This window comes from Pseudomonas fluorescens group sp. PF-69 (assembly GCF_054481235.1).
The window spans coordinates 2,452,929-2,470,539 of record NZ_JBTMNC010000001.1; the positions used below are offsets into that span (position 1 = coordinate 2,452,929).

A 17,611-nucleotide genomic window follows, 5' to 3' on the forward strand; every position below is an offset into this window, starting at 1 on the left:
ATGTGTAAATGACAAAAAGCCCGAACGCAGCCTCGACGCCGACCTGGCGTTGGCCCTGAGCCTCAATGGCCGGGAGCTGTTTCGCGACGATCAACCGCTGAAAATCCTGCTGATGTCCGCGACCCTGGAGGGCGAACGCCTGGCCGGGCTGCTGAACGATGCGCCGATCCTGCGCAGCGAAGGGCGCATGTACCCGGTGGCGATGCGCTGGGGGCGGCCGTTCCAGGCGGGTGAATTCATCGAGCCACGGCTGGTGCAGACCATTCTCGAAGCCTTGAACGATGAAACCGGCAGCGTGCTGGTGTTCCTGCCGGGGCAGGCTGAAATTCGACGCGTGCATCAACAGCTGGCCGATGCGCTGGGCGATAACCCTCAGGTGTTGCTCTGCCCGTTGCACGGCGAACTGGACCTGGCCGCGCAGCGGGCGGCGATCGATCCGGCACCGGCGGGCCAACGCAAAGTGGTGCTGGCCACCAACATCGCCGAGACCAGCCTGACCATCGATGGCGTGCGCGTGGTGATCGATGCCGGGTTGGCGCGGGTACCGCGTTTCGACCCTGGCAGCGGCATGACTCGCCTCGACACCCAGCGTATCTCCAAGGCCAGCGCTACCCAGCGGGCGGGTCGCGCCGGGCGACTGGAGCCCGGCGTGTGTTATCGCCTGTGGTCGCAGGATCAGCATGAACAGCTGGCGGCCTACGGCAGTGCGGAAATTCTCTCGGCGGATCTCGCCGGTCTGGCCTTGCAACTCGGCCGCTGGGGCGTGACGCCGGGGCAACTGGTCTGGCTCGATGTGCCGCCCGCCGCCGCGTACGCTCAGGCGCAGGACCTGCTCGAGCGTTTGGGCGCACTGGATGGCGAAACGCTGACCCGTCACGGTCAGGCCATGGCCGAGTTGCCGGCCCATCCGCGCATCGCCCATTTGCTGTTGCGCGGCCAGGCCCTGGGTTTGGCAGACATGGCCTGCGATGTCGCAGCACTGCTCGGCGAGCGCGATATCTTGCGCGGTGCCGGCGCGGATCTGCACAGCCGACTGGTGCTGTTGTCCGGCGAAGCGCGCGCCGCTCGCGGTGCCCAGGGCGGGGTGCAGCGGGCGCGGCAACTGGCGCGGCAATATCGGGGCTATCTGCGCGGCAAGGCAACGGCGCCAGTCAGTGACCCGGATCACCCGCGCTGGCTCGGTGCGCTGCTGGCACTGGCCTATCCCGATCGCGTCGCCCAGCAGCGCCGCGCGGGTGGCGCCGAGTATCGCCTGGCCAACGGCCGTGCAGCCCTGTTCGCCGAAGCGGACAGCCTGATGAAGCAACCCTGGCTGGTGATCGCTGACCTTGGCAGTCGTCAGGGCCAGCGTGAAGAACGGATTTATCTGGCGACGGATTTCGATCCGGCACTGTTCGACTCGGTGCTGGCCGAACAGGTGCGCGTGGTCGACCAACTGGATTGGGACGAACGCGAAGGCGTGTTGCGCGCCGAGCGTCAGCGCAAGGTCGGGGAACTGATCCTCAGCCGCGAACCGCTGACCGGCCTCGATGAAACCGCCCGCAGCCAGGCGCTGGTCAATCTGGTCCGCCGCAAGGGGCTGGAACTGCTGCCGTGGACGCCGGAACTGCGTCAGTGGCAGGCGCGGGTCGCCTTGTTGCGCCAGTTGGATCTGGCGGGCAAGGGCGAGAGCGAGTGGCCGGATGTCAGCGACGCCGCGTTGCTCAAAAGCCTGGAGCACTGGCTGATGCCGTATCTGGGCAAGGTCTCGCGGCTCAGTCACTTCGCCAATCTGGACCTGTCGAGTATCGTTCATAACCTGCTGCCCTGGCCGTTGCCGCAACGGCTCGACGAGCTGGCGCCGCATCATTTGAGCGTGCCGTCGGGCTCGTCGATCCGTCTGGATTACAGCGAACAACCGCCGATTCTGGCGGTGCGTCTGCAAGAGCTGTTTGGCCTGGCCGAGACCCCGCGCATCGCCGGTGGCCGGCAGGTGGTCAAGCTGCATCTATTGTCCCCGGCGCGGCGACCGGTGCAGGTGACCCAGGACCTGGCGAACTTCTGGCGCAGCACCTACGCCGAAGTGAAGAAGGACTTGAAGGGGCGCTACCCGAAACACTACTGGCCGGATGATCCGCTGGTGGCCGAGGCGACCGCGCGGATCAAGCCGCGCAAGTAGGCGCTGGCCCGGCTGCTACAGATGGCGTCCGCCGAACCACCACGGAACTTGTGGGAGCTGGCTTGCCAGCGAAGGCGTCCTGCAAAACACCACAGGTTCCAAACCCTTCGCCGGCAAGCCGGCGCCTACAGGGTCGGATGTGTTTTTTCGGATTTTTCGGTGAGCTGCTCGCGACAATAATCGGCAAACAGCTGTGCCGGTTTGGTCAATTGGCCGCGTTTCAACCACGCCGCCACCAGTCCTGACCCCGTGACGTCTTCGATAATGTCCACGCACACCACTTTCTGCCCGTCATAGGTGCACTCCGAATGCGGTCGCGTGACCAGGATCGAGAAGCCAAACCCTTGTCCGACCATTCCGCGCACCATCTCGATCGACGGTGAGCTGAAGGCAATGTGCGGCGTCAGGCCCAGTTCCTCGAACAGGCTGACGAAGTAGGTCCGGCTCGGCTGTACATCCAGCAGAATCATCGGCTCCAGGCACAGGTCGCGCAGCGACACTTGCTTCAACTGGGCAAAGCGATGATCCGCCGGCAGCAAGGCATAAGGGCGCTGCGCCGGCATCAGCGGTTCGGTCTGGATGGTGGCGTCCAGGTCGTGTTCATAGAGGATCGCCAGGTCGAAGGTGCCCGAGGTCAGGCCTTGCACCAACTCCTGCTGCTCACCGTCGCGGATCCGGATTTTCACCCCCGGGTACAGTGCCGAAAACCCCGCAATCAGCTTTGGCAGATACAGCGGTGCGACGGTTTCGAAACAGCCGATATCGATTTGCCCGGCCACCACGTCGTTGTCGGCCAGAGCGTTCTGTTCGAACTCCTTGGCCATGCGCAGCAGCTCCTGGGCCTTGCGGTAGAAGCGCCCGCCGCTGGGCGTCAGGGAGACGCCCTGGGCGTGATGGCGGATCAGCAGTTGCACGCCGAAGCTGTCCTCCAGGCCTTTGATCGCCGTGGAGATCGCCGGTTGGGCGATGTACAACTTGCGCGAAGCCTCGGCGACGCTGCCGCAATCGACGGTGGTAATGAAGTACTTCAATTGACGCAGGTTGTAGGCGGCCACGACAAACCTCGGGACGGACGGGTAAGGCATCCAAGCAATTTACGCACCGCCCGTATCCCTTCAGGCGAAGTTTTTGTCGCGTTTGAACAATAACCACAAGCGGCGCAACCAGGGAGATTGGCTACCCAGTTTTTTCATCGTCTGCGAAGACATTTTTACTATTTTTCCTCGACACGGGCCTGGGCCACCATCCATGCACAAGAAAAGCCCTTGGAGCATCTGAACGTGTTCGAGCTTGCATATTGGCAAAACAAGGCCGCTGCGCTGCGGCTACCCGACCAGGCCGTGATCGACGGTAAATCCCGTGCGGCGCAGTCGGGACAGACATTCGCCGCCATCAACCCCGCCACTGGCCAGTGCCTGGCCAACGTGGCAGCTTGCGGTGAGGAGGACGTCGATGCTGCGGTGCGCAACGCGCGGCAGGTGTTCGAAGCCGGCACCTGGGCGGCGCGTTCGCCGAGCGAGCGCAAGCAGGTGCTGTTGCGCCTGGCGGATCTGATTCTGGCCCATCGCGAAGAACTGGCGCTGCTCGACTCGCTGAACATGGGCAAACCCGTCATGGACGCCTACAACATTGACGTGCCGGGCGCCGCCGGGGTGTTCCGCTGGTACGCCGAGAGCCTCGACAAACTCTACGATCAGGTCGCCCCCAGCGCACAGAACGTGCTGGCGACCATCACCCGCGAAGCGTTGGGCGTGGTCGCGGCCGTGGTGCCCTGGAACTTTCCGCTGGACATGGCCGCGTGGAAACTTGCGCCAGCCCTGGCGGCGGGCAACTCGGTGATCCTCAAGCCGGCCGAGCAATCGCCGTTTTCCGCGCTGCGCCTGGCCGAGCTGGCGCTCGAAGCCGGACTGCCGGCCGGTGTCCTCAATGTGCTTCCGGGGCTTGGCGAGCAGACCGGTAAAGCCCTCGGTCTGCACCCGGATGTCGATTGCCTGGTGTTCACCGGCTCCACCGAGGTCGGTAAATACTTCATGCAGTACTCGGCGCAATCGAACCTGAAACAGGTGTGGCTGGAGTGCGGCGGCAAGAGTGCGAACCTGGTGTTCGCCGACTGTCAGGACCTGGATCTGGCGGCGCAGAAGGCGGCGTTCGGCATCTTCTTCAATCAGGGTGAAGTCTGTTCCGCCAACTCGCGGTTGCTGGTGCAGCGCTCGATTCACGATGAATTCGTCGAGCGCCTCAAGGCCCAGGCCGAGTGCTGGCAGCCGGGCAATCCCCTGGACCCGTCGAGCGCTGCCGGTGCCATCGTCGACAGCCGCCAGACGGCACGCATCATGACGTTTATCCAGCAGGCCGAGCGGCAGGGCGCGACCCGCGTCTGTGGCGGCCGGCAGTCGATCTTCAATGGCTCCGATAACTTCATCCAGCCGACCATTTTTACCGGCGTGAGCCGGGACATGCCGCTGTTTCGCGATGAGGTGTTCGGCCCGGTGCTGGCGGTCACGGCGTTCGATGACGAGGCCCACGCCTTGCAACTGGCCAACGACAGCGTCTACGGTCTGGCGTCGTCGCTGTGGACCGATGACCTCAATCGCGCCCACCGCGTGGCGCGACAATTGCGAGCCGGTACCGTGTCGGTCAACAGCGTCGATGCGCTGGACGTGACCGTGCCTTTCGGCGGTGGCAAACAGTCCGGTTTTGGCCGTGACCTGTCGCTGCACTCATTCGATAAATACACCCAGTTGAAGACCACCTGGTTTCAATTGCGCTGATAACAAAACGGAGAACTGGCGATGACCACCCCACGTGAAACCCGCGACTACCAGGCCGCCGACGCCGCGCACCACATCCACGCATTCGTCGATCAAAAGGCACTCAACGATGAAGGGCCTCGGGTGATGGTCCGTGGCGAACGCCTGCACCTGTGGGACAACGACGGTCGGCGTTACCTCGACGGCATGTCCGGGCTGTGGTGCACCAACCTCGGTTACGGGCGCAAGGACCTGGCGTTGGCGGCGAGCCAGCAGCTGGAGCAGCTGCCGTACTACAACATGTTTTTCCACACCACTCACCCGCAGGTGATCGAGCTTTCCGAGCTGTTGTTCAGCCTGTTGCCGGGTCACTACAGCCACGCGATCTACACCAACTCCGGCTCCGAAGCCAACGAAGTGTTGATCCGCACGGTGCGGCGTTATTGGCAGGTGCTCGGCAAGCCCGAGAAGAAAATCATGATCGGCCGCTGGAACGGCTACCACGGTTCGACCCTGGCCGCGACGGCGCTCGGTGGCATGAAGTTCATGCACGAAATGGGCGGCATGATCCCCGACATCGAGCACATCGACGAGCCGTATTTCTTCGCCCACGAAGGCAACCTGACGCCGGCCGAATTCGGTCTGCGCGCGGCGCAGCAACTGGAGGCGAAGATTCTCGAACTCGGCGCGGACAAGGTCGCCGGCTTCATCGCCGAGCCGTTCCAGGGCGCGGGCGGCATGATCTTCCCGCCGGAAAGCTACTGGCCGGAAATCCAGCGCATCTGCCGCAAGTACGACGTGCTGCTGTGCGCCGACGAAGTGATTGGCGGCTTCGGTCGTACCGGCGAATGGTTCGCCCACGAGTACTTCGGTTTCGAGCCGGACACCCTGTCCATCGCCAAGGGCCTGACCTCGGGCTACATCCCGATGGGTGGGTTGGTCCTGTCGAAGAAAATGGCCCAGGTGCTGGTGGAGCAGGGCGGTGTGTTCGCCCACGGCCTGACCTATTCCGGGCACCCGGTGGCGGCGGCGGTGGCGATCGCCAACCTCAAGGCATTGCGCGATGAAGGGGTGGTGACGCGAGTCAAGGATGACATCGGCCCGTACCTGCAACAGTGCCTGCGCGAGGTGTTCGGCAATCACCCGCTGGTGGGCGATATCCAGGGCACGGGCATGGTGGCGGCACTGCAACTGGCCGAAGACAAGACCAGCCGTAAACGCTTTGCCAATGAGAACGACATCGCCTGGCGCTGCCGCACGATTGGTTTTGAAGAAGGGGTGATCATTCGTTCGACGCTGGGGCGGATGATCATGGCGCCGGCGTTGATTGCCAGTCGTGAAGAGATTGACGAGCTGGTGGGCAAGACCCTGAAAGCAGTCGATCGTACGGCGCAGGAATACGGCCGGCTCTAACACCGCCTGAAGGTCCTGCGGACCTTATCGCGAGCAGGCTCGCTCCCACATCGGGATTGTGTCGACCCCGGTAATGGTGTCGACAACTAATCCCTGTGGGAGCGAGCCTGCTCGCGATTGCATTGGCCCATTCAATACACTTTTCATTTCTTGCACCCACCCTGTGCACCCTCGCTGACCCCGCCCTTTTTCCGCGCACGCTACCCAGTTTTTTCATCGTTCCCATCGACATATTTCCTCATTTTCCTGAGCCCTGCCTTGGGCCAACATCGACTTCGCCAGTCAGCCCCATGCTGCCCAACCAAAGGTCCGTCAGAGATCGCCGGTGGCAGCTGATGTTCAGGGCCGCTGGCCGTACTGCCCATCAAAACTAAATCAACAGCTTTGGGAGTGCCCTATGATCAAGTCCTTGCTTACCCGCGTTACTTATCCACTGGCGGTCACCGCCATCGCCGCGACGGTCGCCACCAGCGCCCAGGCCGGCACCCTGTCCATCGGTCACACCACCTGGGTCGGTTACGGCACCCTCTACCTGGCCCAGGACCTGGGCTACTTCAAGGAAAACGGTTTGACCGTGGAACTGCCCGTCGTCGAAGAGGCTTCGATGTACATGGCGGCGCAAGCGTCGGGCGAGTTGTCGGGCTCGGCTTCGACCATCGACGAAGTGCTGAAATACCGTCCGCAATTCTGCTTCAAGGCGGTGGCCGCGCTGGATGACAGCCATGGTGGCGACGGCGTGCTGGTGGGCAAGGACGTCAAGAGCCTGCAGGAGCTCAAGGGCAAGTCCGTGGCGGTCAACGAAGGCTCGACCTCGCAGTTCTGGTTGTCTTACCTGCTGAAAAAACATGGCATGACCATGAGCGACATCACCGTGCAGAACATGACTGCTGACGACGCCGCCACCGCCTTCATCGCCGGTCGCGTGCCCGCCGCCGTGACCTGGGAACCGCACCTGTCGATGGTCCGCGACAAGCAACAGGGCAAGGTGCTGATCGACAGCAGCAGCACGCCGGGCGTGATCGTCGACGTGGTGGCACTCAACTGCACCGTCATCGAAAAACAACCGGAAGACGTCAAGGCCCTGGTGGCCGGTCTGTACAAAGCGGTGCAGTACACCAAGGACCACCCGGAGCAGGCCTACACCATCATGGCCAAGGGCGTCGGCGGCTACCTTGCCGATCCGAAGGAGCTGGCGGCGGCCGCAAAAGGCGTGCGTTTCTACGATCAGGCCATGAGCGAAAAACTGCTCGGCTCGCCGGGCAAGCCGGGTGACAGCGAGCCGCTGATCAAACTGGCCAACGAGACCGCCAGCGAGTTGCAGGGCAAGCCTTACAACGTCAGCAATGACGACCTGATCGACAACCGTTTCGTCAGTCCGCTCTAGGAGGTTTGCATGTTCAAGCGCAATTCATGGCTGAGCCGCTGCATCACGCCCAAGACCGGCCTGCCGGTGTCGGTGATCTGGAGTGCGAGCGGCCTGGCCTGGGTCTTGTTGGTCGGCCTCTGGGCCGGCTTGTCCTACGGCGGCGTGGTGCCGGGCATGTTCCTGCCGACACCGGGCGCCGTGGTCGAGGCCGCCGTGCGCCTGGGTCGCGACGGCACGCTCGGCCAGCATGTCTGGGCCAGCGTCGAAGTGGTGATGGTCGGTTTTATTGTGTCGTCCCTGGTCGCCGTGCCGCTGGGGTTGCTGATGGGCAGTTTCCGCATCGTCCAGGCGTTCCTCGAGCCGATGGTCAACTTCATCCGCTACCTGCCGGTCACGTCCTTCGTGCCGCTGTTCATCCTGTGGATCGGCATCGGTCTGGAGCAGCGGGTGTCGGTGATTATCTTCGGCGTGTTCTTCCAGCAACTGGTGATGATCGCGGATGTGTCCAAGGGCATCTCCAAGGACCTGATCAACGCCTCCTACACCCTGGGCTCGAACCGTCGTGACGCGGTGCTGCACGTGATTGCCCCGGCGTCGTTGCCGGGCGTGCTCGACACCCTGCGCGTGACCATGGGCTGGGCCTGGACTTACCTGGTCGTCGCCGAACTGGTCGCGGCCTCCAGTGGCCTGGGTTACCTGAGCCTCAAAGCCATGCGCGGCTTTCAAGTGGATGTGATTTTCCTGGCCATCGCGATCATCGGCCTGCTGGGCCTCGCGACCGATCAACTGTTCCGCTTCCTACGTCTGAGGATCACCGCATGGGCTCAGTAACCGCTGCCAATCATCGATTCGCCACCCCCCAGGCCACTGCGGTCCAGGCCGCGCCACGACTGCAAGTGGACAAGGTCAGCCTGCGTTACAAGAAACCCGATGGCGGCACGTTTACCGCGCTGGAAGAGGTGTCGTTCGACGTGCCGGACCAGCAATTCGCCGTGCTGGTCGGCCCTTCGGGGTGCGGCAAGTCGAGCCTGCTGTACCTCACCGCCGGCCTCAACGAACCCACTTCGGGCGAGATTTATGTCGGGGGCCAGCAAGTGCAGGGGCCCGGTGCGGATCGCGGCATGGTGTTCCAGAGCTACACGCTGTTCCCGTGGCTGACCGTGCGCCAGAACGTCGAGTTCGGACTCAAGCGGCGTGGCATGCCGGCGGCGCAACGCAAGGACATTGTCGACTACTACGTCAACGAAGTCGGCTTGAGCAACTTCGCCGACAACTACGCCAAGCAGCTGTCCGGCGGCATGATGCAGCGTGTGGCGATCGCTCGCGCGCTGGCCAACGACCCGCAGATCCTGCTGATGGACGAACCCTTCGGTGCCCTCGACAGCCAGACGCGCCTGCAAATGCAGCAGTTGTTGTTGCGGGTCTGGGGCCACAGCAAGAAAACCGTGTTGTTCGTCACCCATGACATCGACGAAGCGATTCTGCTCGGTGACCGGGTCTATGTGATGGGCGCGCGGCCGGGGCGGATCAAGCAGATTCTCGACGTGCCGATCGAGCGCCCACGCACGCTGGACATGGTCATGGAACACTCGTTCATTGACATGAAACGCAAGATTTTCGGCTTGCTGCATGACGACCTGGAAGAGGTGCATTGATGCACATTCCTTTGTGGGAGCAAGCTCGCTCCCACAAGGTCGGTGTTGGCCTGGAGTCTGGCGTTACGGCGCCGCCGGCAGCAGGAACCGGGCGATCACCGGCAAGTGATCGGAGATGCGCAGCGTATCGTCCTGTCGCACCCTCGCTTCGACCCGTTTGATGCGCGGGCTGTAAAACAGGTAGTCGACAGTCCGGTCCGGGCCGCTCACGTTCGTATCGTTCGGGTAGTGCGTCAGCCAGCGCGCGCGGTCGATGCCACTGGCCTCGTTGTTGGTGGGGATCATCGGGTATTTGTCCCACAGCACATGCAAGGCGCTGTCGGCGGAATAGGGCGTGCGTTGCTCGCTGGGCAGGCGCTGGTATTGGCCCAGCGGCAGGAGATTGAAGTCGCCGCCGATCAGCCACGGCGTGCCATGGCTTTCGAATTTGTCGAGGACCTTGGCCACGGCCGAGATCTGCGCTTGCAGGGTTTCGTCGGGTTGGGTCGCACGGTCCAGATGGGTGTTGAGGACCGCCATCTGGCCGCCGTCGCTCAACGGCAGGTAGGTGACCAGCAAGGCGTTTTTCGGCTTGAACTGACGGCTGATCAGGTTGCCCTGTGACACCGGCAGTTGCAGGCGCTCGGCGTGTTCGATCTCGTAGCGGCTCAAGGTCGCCAGTTGCCGGCCAACGCTGCCGAAAATGTGCGGATCAGGGATGAAGTCGGCTTTCCAGTCGAACGCGTGGGCACTGCATGGGTAGAGGTCGGCGACCCGCTCCTGCAAGAGCTTGAGCTGATTCTGGTAGCCGCTGGCCTTGGCGCCGTCATCGAGTTCCTGCAACAGCACGATGTCCGGTTGTTCGTCACGAATCACCCGCGCCACTTCATCGAGGCTGAAGGCCATGTCATCGGCGGTGGGGGCTTCATCGGTGCCGGCCGCCTGGTCATCCCAGAACACGTAGCGCTTGCCCGCCAGGTACTGGACGTTCCAGGTCATCACCTTCAACGCCTGGCCAGGTGCCAGGGTGGGGGGCTGAGTACTGCAACTGACCGCCAGCACCTCCCTGACGTCGGGGCGCCAGGTCAGGCTGTAGACCATCGCGCCTGCCAGGCCGATCACAATCAACAGTCCCAGCAGGGCGTAGCGCAATGGTTGGGTCATGGCTCGGCTTATTATCGCGTTACGAAAATTGACCTCGAGCATACGCCAGTGACGAGCCATCGCCCACGGTCAGCGTGGTCCCTCGATTTTTTCCGGCGTATCGCCGATCAGCATGAACAGGCGGAACAGCACCACGCTGGTGAACAGTTGAAGGAAGCTGTGGGCGCTGTCGATCAACAGCGAGATCACCGGGTTCTGCGGGTCGGGATACACCGCCAGCGTCGCGCCCTTGAGCACCCACAACGGCCCCATCACGCACAGAATGCACACCAGGATGCGCATGAAATGCCCGCGGGTCAGGCGCAGGCTTTCCTTCATCGCCGCCAGCGGGCTCAGGCCTCGCAGCACCAGCAGGTACTCGCCGAAGGCCAGGGTCACCATCAGCCAGATGCCCGGCAGGAAATACAGCGACAGGCCGAGCAGTATCAGCAAGGTATTGAGGGCGGTCAGCAAGGCAAAGCGTGGCCACAGGTAGGCGGACCTTGTCAGCAGATCGCGGTTACGGGGCGATTCCCCACGGCTGCGGGCATCGAGAAACAGAATCAGCGCGGCGGTGTACAGCGGATAGACCAGCAAGCCGACGATCACGCTGATGCCGGGAAAGCTGTCGGGTTCGGTCGAGTGGTCGACCACTTGTTGCAGCAGGGCCTCGAGGATCACCAGTGGCAGGCACAGCTGCACAATCTGGCCCAGATTGCGTTTGAAGAAATACAGGGAGTCACGCAGTACGTCGAACGGATTCATCAGTCGGTATCGCAGGTTGAAAGCAGTGGTCCACTTTAACCGATGATGTGCACAAGGGCACAAACGTAAACGTTCGGTAAAGGTCATTGAAACAACTTGTTTCAGCCTCCATTAAGGTCAGGCACCTTATCCTCGGTGGATACAGGCAACGATTTTCCCGGCAATCTAAGAGGTCGCCATGAACAGCGAAGAACAAACCCTGATCGATGGACTGTTTTCCCGGCTGCAACAGGCCGAAACGAACTCAGCCCCGCGCGACGCCCAGGCCGAGGCGCGGATCAAGGAACACCTGACTCGCCAACCCGCGGCGGGTTATTTCATGACCCAGGCGATTCTGGTGCAAGAGGCGGCGATCAAGAGCCTCGACGAGCAGAACAAGCAACTGACGGCACAAGTCCAGCAATTGCAGGCCGAACTGCAACAGGCCAAGGCGCAGACAGCGGCGCCGGCGCCGAGCAGTGGCGGCTTTCTGTCGAGCATCTTTGGCGGCAGCGCCCGTGATCCGCAGCCGGCGCCGAGCCAAAGTGCACCGGTATCGAGCGGTGGCGGCTGGCGTGAGCCAGGGCGTTCGTCGTTCGGTGGCCAGCCGCCACAGCAAAACTACGGTGCCCCGCAACAGAGCTATCCACAGCAGGGCTATGCGCCGCAGCAGCAGGCTCCGGCAGCGGCCGGCAGCAGTTTCCTCGGTGGCGCGCTGAAAACCGCCGCGGGCGTCGCAGGTGGTGTAATGCTGGCGCAAGGCATCAGCAGCCTGTTCCATAACAATCAGCAACCGCAGGAAATCGTTGAAGTCATCAAGGAAGAGCCGGCCCAGGTCAGCGACCAGGGCAACAATGGCTGGGGCGATGATCAGCGCATGGCCGGTAACGATTCCTACGGTAACGACCGGGGCGGCTTTGCCGACGCCGACTACAGCGATGACAGCTCATCGTTCTTTGGCGGCGACGACGACTCCTTCGTCTGACCCTTCTGTAGCACCTGACCTGTGGCGAGCTCGCTCGCCACAGGTGGTCATTCCACAGGTGCCATTCGTCCGGGGCGCCCGGATGCCTCGGGCCGATTATTCGCGGAATACTCCTTCAGGCTGGCATACTGGGCGACTTTTCGGGCCTGGTGCCTGATCCTGCCTGCACCCAAGGGGATGTGCGGTGAAAAAAATCGCAGTGTTCGCCGATGTCCAGAACCTCTACTACACCGTGCGTCAGGCTTACGGTTGTCACTTCAATTACGCCGCGCTGTGGGCTGAAATCAGCAAGCAGGGGCAGATTGTCGAGGCTTATGCCTACGCCATCGATCGTGGCGACAGCAAACAGCAGCAGTTCCAGCAGATCCTGCGCAATCTCGGGTTCACCGTGAAGCTCAAGCCTTTCATCCAGCGCAGCGACGGTTCGGCCAAGGGCGACTGGGACGTGGGCATCACCCTCGACATCATGGACGCCGCCGACCATGTCGACGAAGTGGTGCTGGCCTCCGGCGACGGTGATTTCGACATGCTGCTCGAGCGCATCATCAGCAAGCACGGCGTGCAGGCGGTGGCCTACGGCGTGCCGGGCCTGACCGCCAATTCGCTGATCCGCGCGGCCAGCCGCTACGTGCCGATCGAAGGCGCCTTGCTGCTCAAGAATTGATTTTTACGGAGTTGAAACAGGTTTGGAACGCATCGCAGTCATCGACTTTGAAACCACCGGGATCTCCCCGAGCAGCAGCTGCCGGGCCACGGAAATTGCCGTGGTGATCCTTGAACAGGGGCGCATCGTCGAGCGTTACCAGAGCCTGATGAATGCCGGCGTGCGTGTCCCGGCCTTCATCGAACAACTCACCGGCATCAGCAACGCCATGCTGCGCACCGCACCATCGGCCGAGCAGGTGATGAACGAGGTCAACGAATTCGTCGGCACCACGCCGTTACTGGCGCATAACGCCGCGTTCGACCAGAAGTTCTGGGACTTCGAGCTCGGGCGCATCAAACGCACGCGCTTGCAGAATTTTGCCTGTTCGCTGCTGTTGGCCCGCCGCCTGATGCCCGCCGCGCCCAACCACAAACTCGGCACCCTCACCACCTTCGCCAACCTGCCCCACACCGGCAAGGCCCACCGGGCCATGGCCGACGCGGAAATGGCCGCCAACCTCACGGCACACCTGGCCGAAGAGCTGCGCCAGACACACGGCGTGCGCGAGTTGTCCCACGACCTGCTGTGCAAGTTGCAGAAAGTGCCGGCGGCAAAGGTGGGCGAACACCTCAAGCGCTATCGCGGCTTCTGACCACACCGCAGATCCCCTGTAGGAGCGAGCCTGCTCGCGATGGTCGCCAACGATATAGAGGGAAACCTGACACCCCGCGTTGTTCTCGGGTTCATCGCGAGCAGGCTCGCTCCTACAGGGATTGTGTTTAACGATGTCTCCGATTCGGCGATTGATCCTACCGAAACTTAGGGAATGTCTGTCTTGCTCCCCCAACCCCGCGTCTCTAACCTTTCGGTGTCGCTGCAAACTCAGCGACCGGGACTGCAAGCCCGTTGTTTGTGAGGAAACAACATACGCACCTATAATCGCGTCGCTGTAAATTAGCGTCCGTCGATTTATGGTAGCTGTGTGCGGGAGACCTTCGGGTCTGCCGGGGTTGCCTCCTACTCGGTCTTGCAGACCCGCGCATAGCTGCCACCCATCAACTGCAAGTGATGCTGGCAGCTCCGACTTTCAAGGAGACTCGCCATGTTCAAAGTGACCCCCAACCCCCCTGAATCCTCCGATCACTTCACCCCCCAAACCTTCATCCGTCATCACATCCAGTTGCGAGCGCTGTTGCTGCATGCCGAGCCGTGGTTCTCTGCCCGGGACATCGGCCGGTTGATGGGGGTGGACATCAATGGCAGACAAACGCTCAAGCTCGACGCGGATCAGCGGCGGATGATGGTTTTGTCTGGCCGCGACGGGTTGCAAGAAACCCTGATGCTCAGCGAGTCCGGCGTGTACGCGATGCTGGTCTATCACTACTGCCCGGAAAATCGGCATTTGCGGCGTTGGTTGACCCACCACGTAATCCCGATGTTGCGCGAAGAGGCTGGAGCGGTTTCCTATCAAGCTCCCCGTCTGCGTTTGATGGAGTGGACGGGTGGGACGCTGAGGCTGCTGCAATGGCGTAAAGAACCGTGGATTCGCCTGCGGGATATGCCGGGATTGTTGTCAGCCGGTTACAGCGGCATGTGATGTATTCCTCGTAGGAGCGAGCCGGCTCCGGGCGGCGTTCCGACGATGAGCCCGAGAACAACGCGGGGTGTCAGGTTCCCCGCGACATCGTTGGCGACCATCGCGAGCAGGTTGTTCATTTTCCATTGCCCTCGATGTGCCCCAACGGCACGCGCTTTTCGATGGCGCTCGACAACACAATCGACGTCTTGCTGAAGCCGAACGTGGCGATCCGGTTGATCAGCTCTTCCAGCTCCGGCATCGAACCCACCGCCGCTTGCATGATCACGCAGGGATCGCCCGTCACCCGGTGGCATTCAGTCAACTGTGGGATTTTGATCAGGTCGTCGTAGGCTTTCTGGTTGCCGTGCTGGTTCAGGCGCAGTTCGATCACGCACTGGATCGGCAGGCCCAGCTTGGCCATGTCGACTTTCGCCTGGTAACCGGTGATGACACCACTGGCTTCGAGCTTGGCCACGCGTTCGGCCACGGCCGGGGCGGACAGGTTGACCTTGCGCGCCAGGTCGGCGTAGGACGCGCGTCCGTTTTCCAGCAGGGCGCTGAGCAGCATTCGGTCATATTTATCCACGGGCGACTCCTGAAAAGGGCTGACTTTCGAAACAACGGTATATAGCGCTGAACTCCGTGTTTTGAAAAGTGTACCGGCGCTTTAAAAAGGTTTTGTAGCTTATTTTTCGCTGTCAGCCTTTTTAGAATAGCGGCTCACTTGTCTTGCCTGTGAGCTGCCCCCCATGCCTGGCCTACGTCGTTTTCCCTTACCGCTGATCGCCGCCTTCTTCGCCTTGTATGTGATTTGGGGCTCGACCTACCTGGTGATCCGCATCGGCGTGGAGTATTGGCCGCCGCTGTTGCTGGCCGGGATTCGCTTCGTCATTGCCGGGAGCTTGATGTATGCCTTCCTGCGCTGGCGCGGGGCGCCGGCACCGACCTGGGCGCAATGGAAAGCCGCCGGCATCATCGGTGTGTTGTTGCTGGCGTGCGGCAACGGCGCGGTCAGCGTGGCTGAGCACACGGGCGTGGCCTCAGGTGTCGCTGCATTGGCGGTGGCGACGGTGCCGTTGTTCACCTTGCTTTGTGGCTACTTGTGGGGCGCGCGTAATACCCGTCTCGAATGGGCCGGGATTGTCCTCGGGCTGATCGGTATTGCCATGCTCAACCTGGGTTCCAACCTGCAATCGAGCCCCTTGGGCGCCGCGTTGTTGATCTTTGCCGCGGCGACCTGGGCCTTCGGTTCGGTGTGGAGCAAACACTTGCCATTGCCTCAGGGCGCCATGGCCAGTGCCGTGGAAATGCTGGTCGGCGGGGTGGTGTTGCTGATCGGCAGTGCCGTGAGCGGTGAACACCTGGAACAGATGCCACCGATCGAGGGCTGGGCCGCGCTGGCGTACCTGACCGTGTTCGGTTCGATCATTGCCTTCAATGCCTACATGTATCTGTTGAAACACGTGCGCCCGGCGGCGGCCACCAGTTATGCCTACGTCAACCCGGCGGTGGCGGTGTTGCTGGGGATCGTGTTCGTCGGCGAGACCATCGGTATCGAAGAAGGGCTGGCAATGCTGGTGATCATCAGTGCCGTGCTGTTGATCAGTCTGCCGCAGTGGCGCCGTTCGCCACCGCAGCCGGTGGTGAAGGCAGTGCCGACAGAATCCCGTGTGAATTAGGGTAAACTGCGCGCCATTGCACATTTGTTTTGCACACTTGTTTTGCACAACCCGCGCTGAATTTTCCTACGGTACTCCCATGACTTTCGCCTCCCTTGGCCTGATCGAACCCTTGCTGCGCTCCCTCGAGACGCTTGGCTACCAGACTCCGACGCCGGTTCAGGCGCAAGCCATCCCGGCGGTGCTGGCCGGTCGCGACCTGATGGCCGCCGCCCAGACCGGCACCGGCAAGACCGCCGGTTTCGCGCTGCCGCTCCTGCAATTGCTGGCCATGGAAGGGCCGAAAGTCACTGCCAACTCGGTACGCGCGTTGATCCTGGTGCCGACCCGCGAACTGGCCGAGCAAGTTCACGAAGCCGTGCGCCAGTACGCCGAGAACCTGCCGTTGCGCACCTACGCAGTGTACGGCGGGGTCAGCATCAACCCGCAAATGATGAAGCTGCGCAGCGGTGTCGATCTGCTGGTGGCGACCCCGGGCCGTTTGCTCGACCTGTTCCGCCAGAACGCGCTGAAGTTCAACCAGCTGCAAACCCTGGTGCTGGACGAAGCCGACCGTATGCTCGACCTGGGCTTCTCCGAAGAACTGGCGAACATTTACCGCGCATTGCCGAAGAAACGTCAGACGCTGCTGTTCTCCGCGACCTTCTCCGACGACATCCGCCTGCTGGCCGGGCAAATGCTCAACGACCCGCTGACCATCGAAGTCAGCCCGCGCAATGTGGCCGCCAACACCGTCAAGCAATGGGTGGTGACGGTGGACAAGAAGCGCAAGCCCGAGCTGTTCGTGCACTTGATGCGCAAGGGCAAGTGGAAGCAAGTGCTGGTGTTCGCCAAGACCCGTAATGGCGTGGATGCGTTGGTCGAGAAGCTGCAGGGCCTGGGCATCAATGCCGACGGCATCCACGGCGACAAACCCCAGGCGACCCGTCAGCGTGCGCTGGACCGTTTCAAGCTCAGTGAAGTGCAGATCCTGGTCGCCACCGACGTTGCGGCCCGTGGTCTGGATATCGAAGACTTGCCGCTGGTGGTCAATTTCGACTTGCCGATCGTCGCTGAGGACTACATCCACCGCATCGGCCGTACCGGCCGCGCGGGCTCGACCGGCGAGGCGATTTCCCTGGTGTGTGCCGATGAAGTGAACCTGCTCTCGGCCATCGAGATGCTCACCCGCCAGACCTTGAAGCGTCAGAACGAACCGGACTTCGAGCCTGAGCACCGGGTGCCGGACACCGATGCCAGCGGCCAGGTGATCAAGAAACCGAAAAAGCCTAAGAAGCCGAAAACGTCGGGTGGTGGCGGCAAGCGCAACCTGGGCAAGTGGGTTGATAGTGGGGAAGTCGCGCCAGCGGAACCTTCGGTCAAGCCTGTGCGCAAGGTGCCGGTGTTCAATACCGGGCCGCGCAAGCGTAAGCCTTAGTAGTTACGGCGCCGGCCAAATCGCTATCGCGAGCAGGCTCGCTCCCACAGGGCATTTGTGAACAACACAGATCCAATGTGGCAGCGAGCCTGCTCGC

The 17,611-nt window shown here is 62.2% G+C and carries 15 protein-coding genes and 1 pseudogene; 12 read left to right on the forward strand and 4 right to left on the reverse strand.

Annotated elements, in window-relative coordinates; genetic code table 11:
* Positions 1 to 10 precede the first annotated feature (10 nt).
* Positions 11 to 2,158, forward strand: a pseudogene (hrpB, locus tag ACX3YF_RS11320) (ATP-dependent helicase HrpB); the annotation flags it as partial.
* A gap of 125 nt (positions 2,159 to 2,283) precedes the next feature.
* Here the strand turns inward: hrpB and ACX3YF_RS11325 are convergent.
* Complete coding sequence (locus ACX3YF_RS11325; RefSeq protein WP_130204679.1) at positions 2,284 to 3,213, reverse strand: LysR substrate-binding domain-containing protein; 930 nt, start codon at positions 3,211 to 3,213, stop codon at positions 2,284 to 2,286.
* Between the two features lie 225 nt (positions 3,214 to 3,438).
* Here ACX3YF_RS11325 and ACX3YF_RS11330 point away from each other — a divergent pair, with 225 nt between their 5' ends.
* The 5 genes from ACX3YF_RS11330 (at position 3,439) to ACX3YF_RS11350 (ending at position 9,342) form a co-directional block, all read left to right on the forward strand.
* The gene (locus tag ACX3YF_RS11330; RefSeq protein WP_130204681.1) at positions 3,439 to 4,929 is read left to right on the forward strand and encodes an aldehyde dehydrogenase; all 1,491 of its coding nucleotides are present in this window, start codon (positions 3,439 to 3,441) and stop codon (positions 4,927 to 4,929) included.
* A 21-nt stretch (positions 4,930 to 4,950) separates the two neighbouring features.
* Complete coding sequence (locus tag ACX3YF_RS11335) at positions 4,951 to 6,321, forward strand: aspartate aminotransferase family protein (RefSeq protein ID WP_090325426.1); 1,371 nt, start codon at positions 4,951 to 4,953, stop codon at positions 6,319 to 6,321.
* A 397-nt stretch (positions 6,322 to 6,718) separates the two neighbouring features.
* Complete coding sequence (locus tag ACX3YF_RS11340) at positions 6,719 to 7,705, forward strand: ABC transporter substrate-binding protein (RefSeq protein WP_047533642.1); 987 nt, start codon at positions 6,719 to 6,721, stop codon at positions 7,703 to 7,705.
* A 9-nt stretch (positions 7,706 to 7,714) separates the two neighbouring features.
* Positions 7,715 to 8,518, forward strand: coding sequence for an ABC transporter permease (locus tag ACX3YF_RS11345; protein WP_047533639.1), 804 nt, complete (start codon positions 7,715 to 7,717; stop codon positions 8,516 to 8,518).
* Positions 8,506 to 9,342, forward strand: a complete 837-nt coding sequence (locus ACX3YF_RS11350; protein ID WP_047533636.1) for an ABC transporter ATP-binding protein — start codon at positions 8,506 to 8,508, stop codon at positions 9,340 to 9,342. The genes ACX3YF_RS11345 and ACX3YF_RS11350 overlap by 13 nt, the downstream gene beginning before the upstream one ends.
* Positions 9,343 to 9,405: 63 nt before the next feature.
* Here ACX3YF_RS11350 and ACX3YF_RS11355 read toward each other — a convergent pair whose 3' ends face one another.
* Together ACX3YF_RS11355 and ACX3YF_RS11360 are read right to left on the reverse strand one after the other, a co-directional pair.
* Complete coding sequence (locus ACX3YF_RS11355; RefSeq protein WP_130204685.1) at positions 9,406 to 10,485, reverse strand: endonuclease/exonuclease/phosphatase family protein; 1,080 nt, start codon at positions 10,483 to 10,485, stop codon at positions 9,406 to 9,408.
* A gap of 69 nt (positions 10,486 to 10,554) precedes the next feature.
* Positions 10,555 to 11,229 carry a YciC family protein gene (locus ACX3YF_RS11360; protein ID WP_130204687.1) on the reverse strand — a complete coding sequence of 225 codons (675 nt, stop codon included), beginning with the start codon at positions 11,227 to 11,229 and terminating at the stop codon, positions 10,555 to 10,557.
* A gap of 178 nt (positions 11,230 to 11,407) precedes the next feature.
* Here ACX3YF_RS11360 and ACX3YF_RS11365 point away from each other — a divergent pair, with 178 nt between their 5' ends.
* From ACX3YF_RS11365 to ACX3YF_RS11380, 4 genes are all read left to right on the forward strand, one after another.
* Positions 11,408 to 12,193: a DUF2076 domain-containing protein gene (locus ACX3YF_RS11365; protein WP_130204689.1), complete on the forward strand. Its 786-nt coding sequence runs from the start codon at positions 11,408 to 11,410 to the stop codon at positions 12,191 to 12,193.
* Between the two features lie 184 nt (positions 12,194 to 12,377).
* Positions 12,378 to 12,857 carry an NYN domain-containing protein gene (locus ACX3YF_RS11370; protein WP_047533625.1) on the forward strand — a complete coding sequence of 160 codons (480 nt, stop codon included), beginning with the start codon at positions 12,378 to 12,380 and terminating at the stop codon, positions 12,855 to 12,857.
* Positions 12,858 to 12,879: 22 nt separating this feature from the next.
* Positions 12,880 to 13,491, forward strand: coding sequence for a 3'-5' exonuclease (locus ACX3YF_RS11375; RefSeq protein WP_130204691.1), 612 nt, complete (start codon positions 12,880 to 12,882; stop codon positions 13,489 to 13,491).
* A gap of 450 nt (positions 13,492 to 13,941) precedes the next feature.
* Entirely contained in the window at positions 13,942 to 14,436 is a 495-nt protein-coding gene (locus tag ACX3YF_RS11380) for a BRO-N domain-containing protein (RefSeq protein WP_130204693.1), read from the forward strand.
* Between the two features lie 115 nt (positions 14,437 to 14,551).
* Here the strand turns inward: ACX3YF_RS11380 and ACX3YF_RS11385 are convergent, their stop codons facing one another.
* On the reverse strand, positions 14,552 to 15,004 hold the full coding sequence (locus ACX3YF_RS11385) for an Lrp/AsnC family transcriptional regulator (RefSeq protein ID WP_007990688.1): 453 nt from the start codon (positions 15,002 to 15,004) through the stop codon (positions 14,552 to 14,554).
* A 163-nt stretch (positions 15,005 to 15,167) separates the two neighbouring features.
* Here ACX3YF_RS11385 and yedA point away from each other — a divergent pair, with 163 nt between their 5' ends.
* Together yedA and ACX3YF_RS11395 are read left to right on the forward strand one after the other, a co-directional pair.
* Positions 15,168 to 16,097 (forward strand): drug/metabolite exporter YedA, encoded by a 930-nt coding sequence (yedA, locus tag ACX3YF_RS11390; protein ID WP_288100335.1) that lies wholly within the window; start codon positions 15,168 to 15,170, stop codon positions 16,095 to 16,097.
* Positions 16,098 to 16,176: 79 nt separating this feature from the next.
* A complete protein-coding gene (locus ACX3YF_RS11395) occupies positions 16,177 to 17,514 on the forward strand; it encodes a DEAD/DEAH box helicase (protein ID WP_130204697.1) in 1,338 nt (445 codons plus the stop codon).
* Positions 17,515 to 17,611 lie beyond the last annotated feature (97 nt).

Excerpts from the sequence above, each read along its gene's own strand:
- ACX3YF_RS11335 (WP_090325426.1), top strand. The coding sequence starts at position 4,951 with ATGACCACCCCACGTGAAACCCGCGACTACCAGGCCGCCGACGCCGCG.
- ACX3YF_RS11340 (WP_047533642.1), top strand. The coding sequence starts at position 6,719 with ATGATCAAGTCCTTGCTTACCCGCGTTACTTATCCACTGGCGGTCACC.
- ACX3YF_RS11345 (WP_047533639.1), top strand. The coding sequence starts at position 7,715 with ATGTTCAAGCGCAATTCATGGCTGAGCCGCTGCATCACGCCCAAGACC.
- ACX3YF_RS11350 (WP_047533636.1), top strand. The coding sequence starts at position 8,506 with ATGGGCTCAGTAACCGCTGCCAATCATCGATTCGCCACCCCCCAGGCC.
- ACX3YF_RS11355 (WP_130204685.1), bottom strand. The coding sequence starts at position 10,485 with ATGACCCAACCATTGCGCTACGCCCTGCTGGGACTGTTGATTGTGATC.
- ACX3YF_RS11360 (WP_130204687.1), bottom strand. The coding sequence starts at position 11,229 with ATGAATCCGTTCGACGTACTGCGTGACTCCCTGTATTTCTTCAAACGC.
- ACX3YF_RS11365 (WP_130204689.1), top strand. The coding sequence starts at position 11,408 with ATGAACAGCGAAGAACAAACCCTGATCGATGGACTGTTTTCCCGGCTG.
- ACX3YF_RS11380 (WP_130204693.1), top strand. The coding sequence starts at position 13,942 with ATGTTCAAAGTGACCCCCAACCCCCCTGAATCCTCCGATCACTTCACC.
- yedA (WP_288100335.1), top strand. The coding sequence starts at position 15,168 with ATGCCTGGCCTACGTCGTTTTCCCTTACCGCTGATCGCCGCCTTCTTC.
- ACX3YF_RS11395 (WP_130204697.1), top strand. The coding sequence starts at position 16,177 with ATGACTTTCGCCTCCCTTGGCCTGATCGAACCCTTGCTGCGCTCCCTC.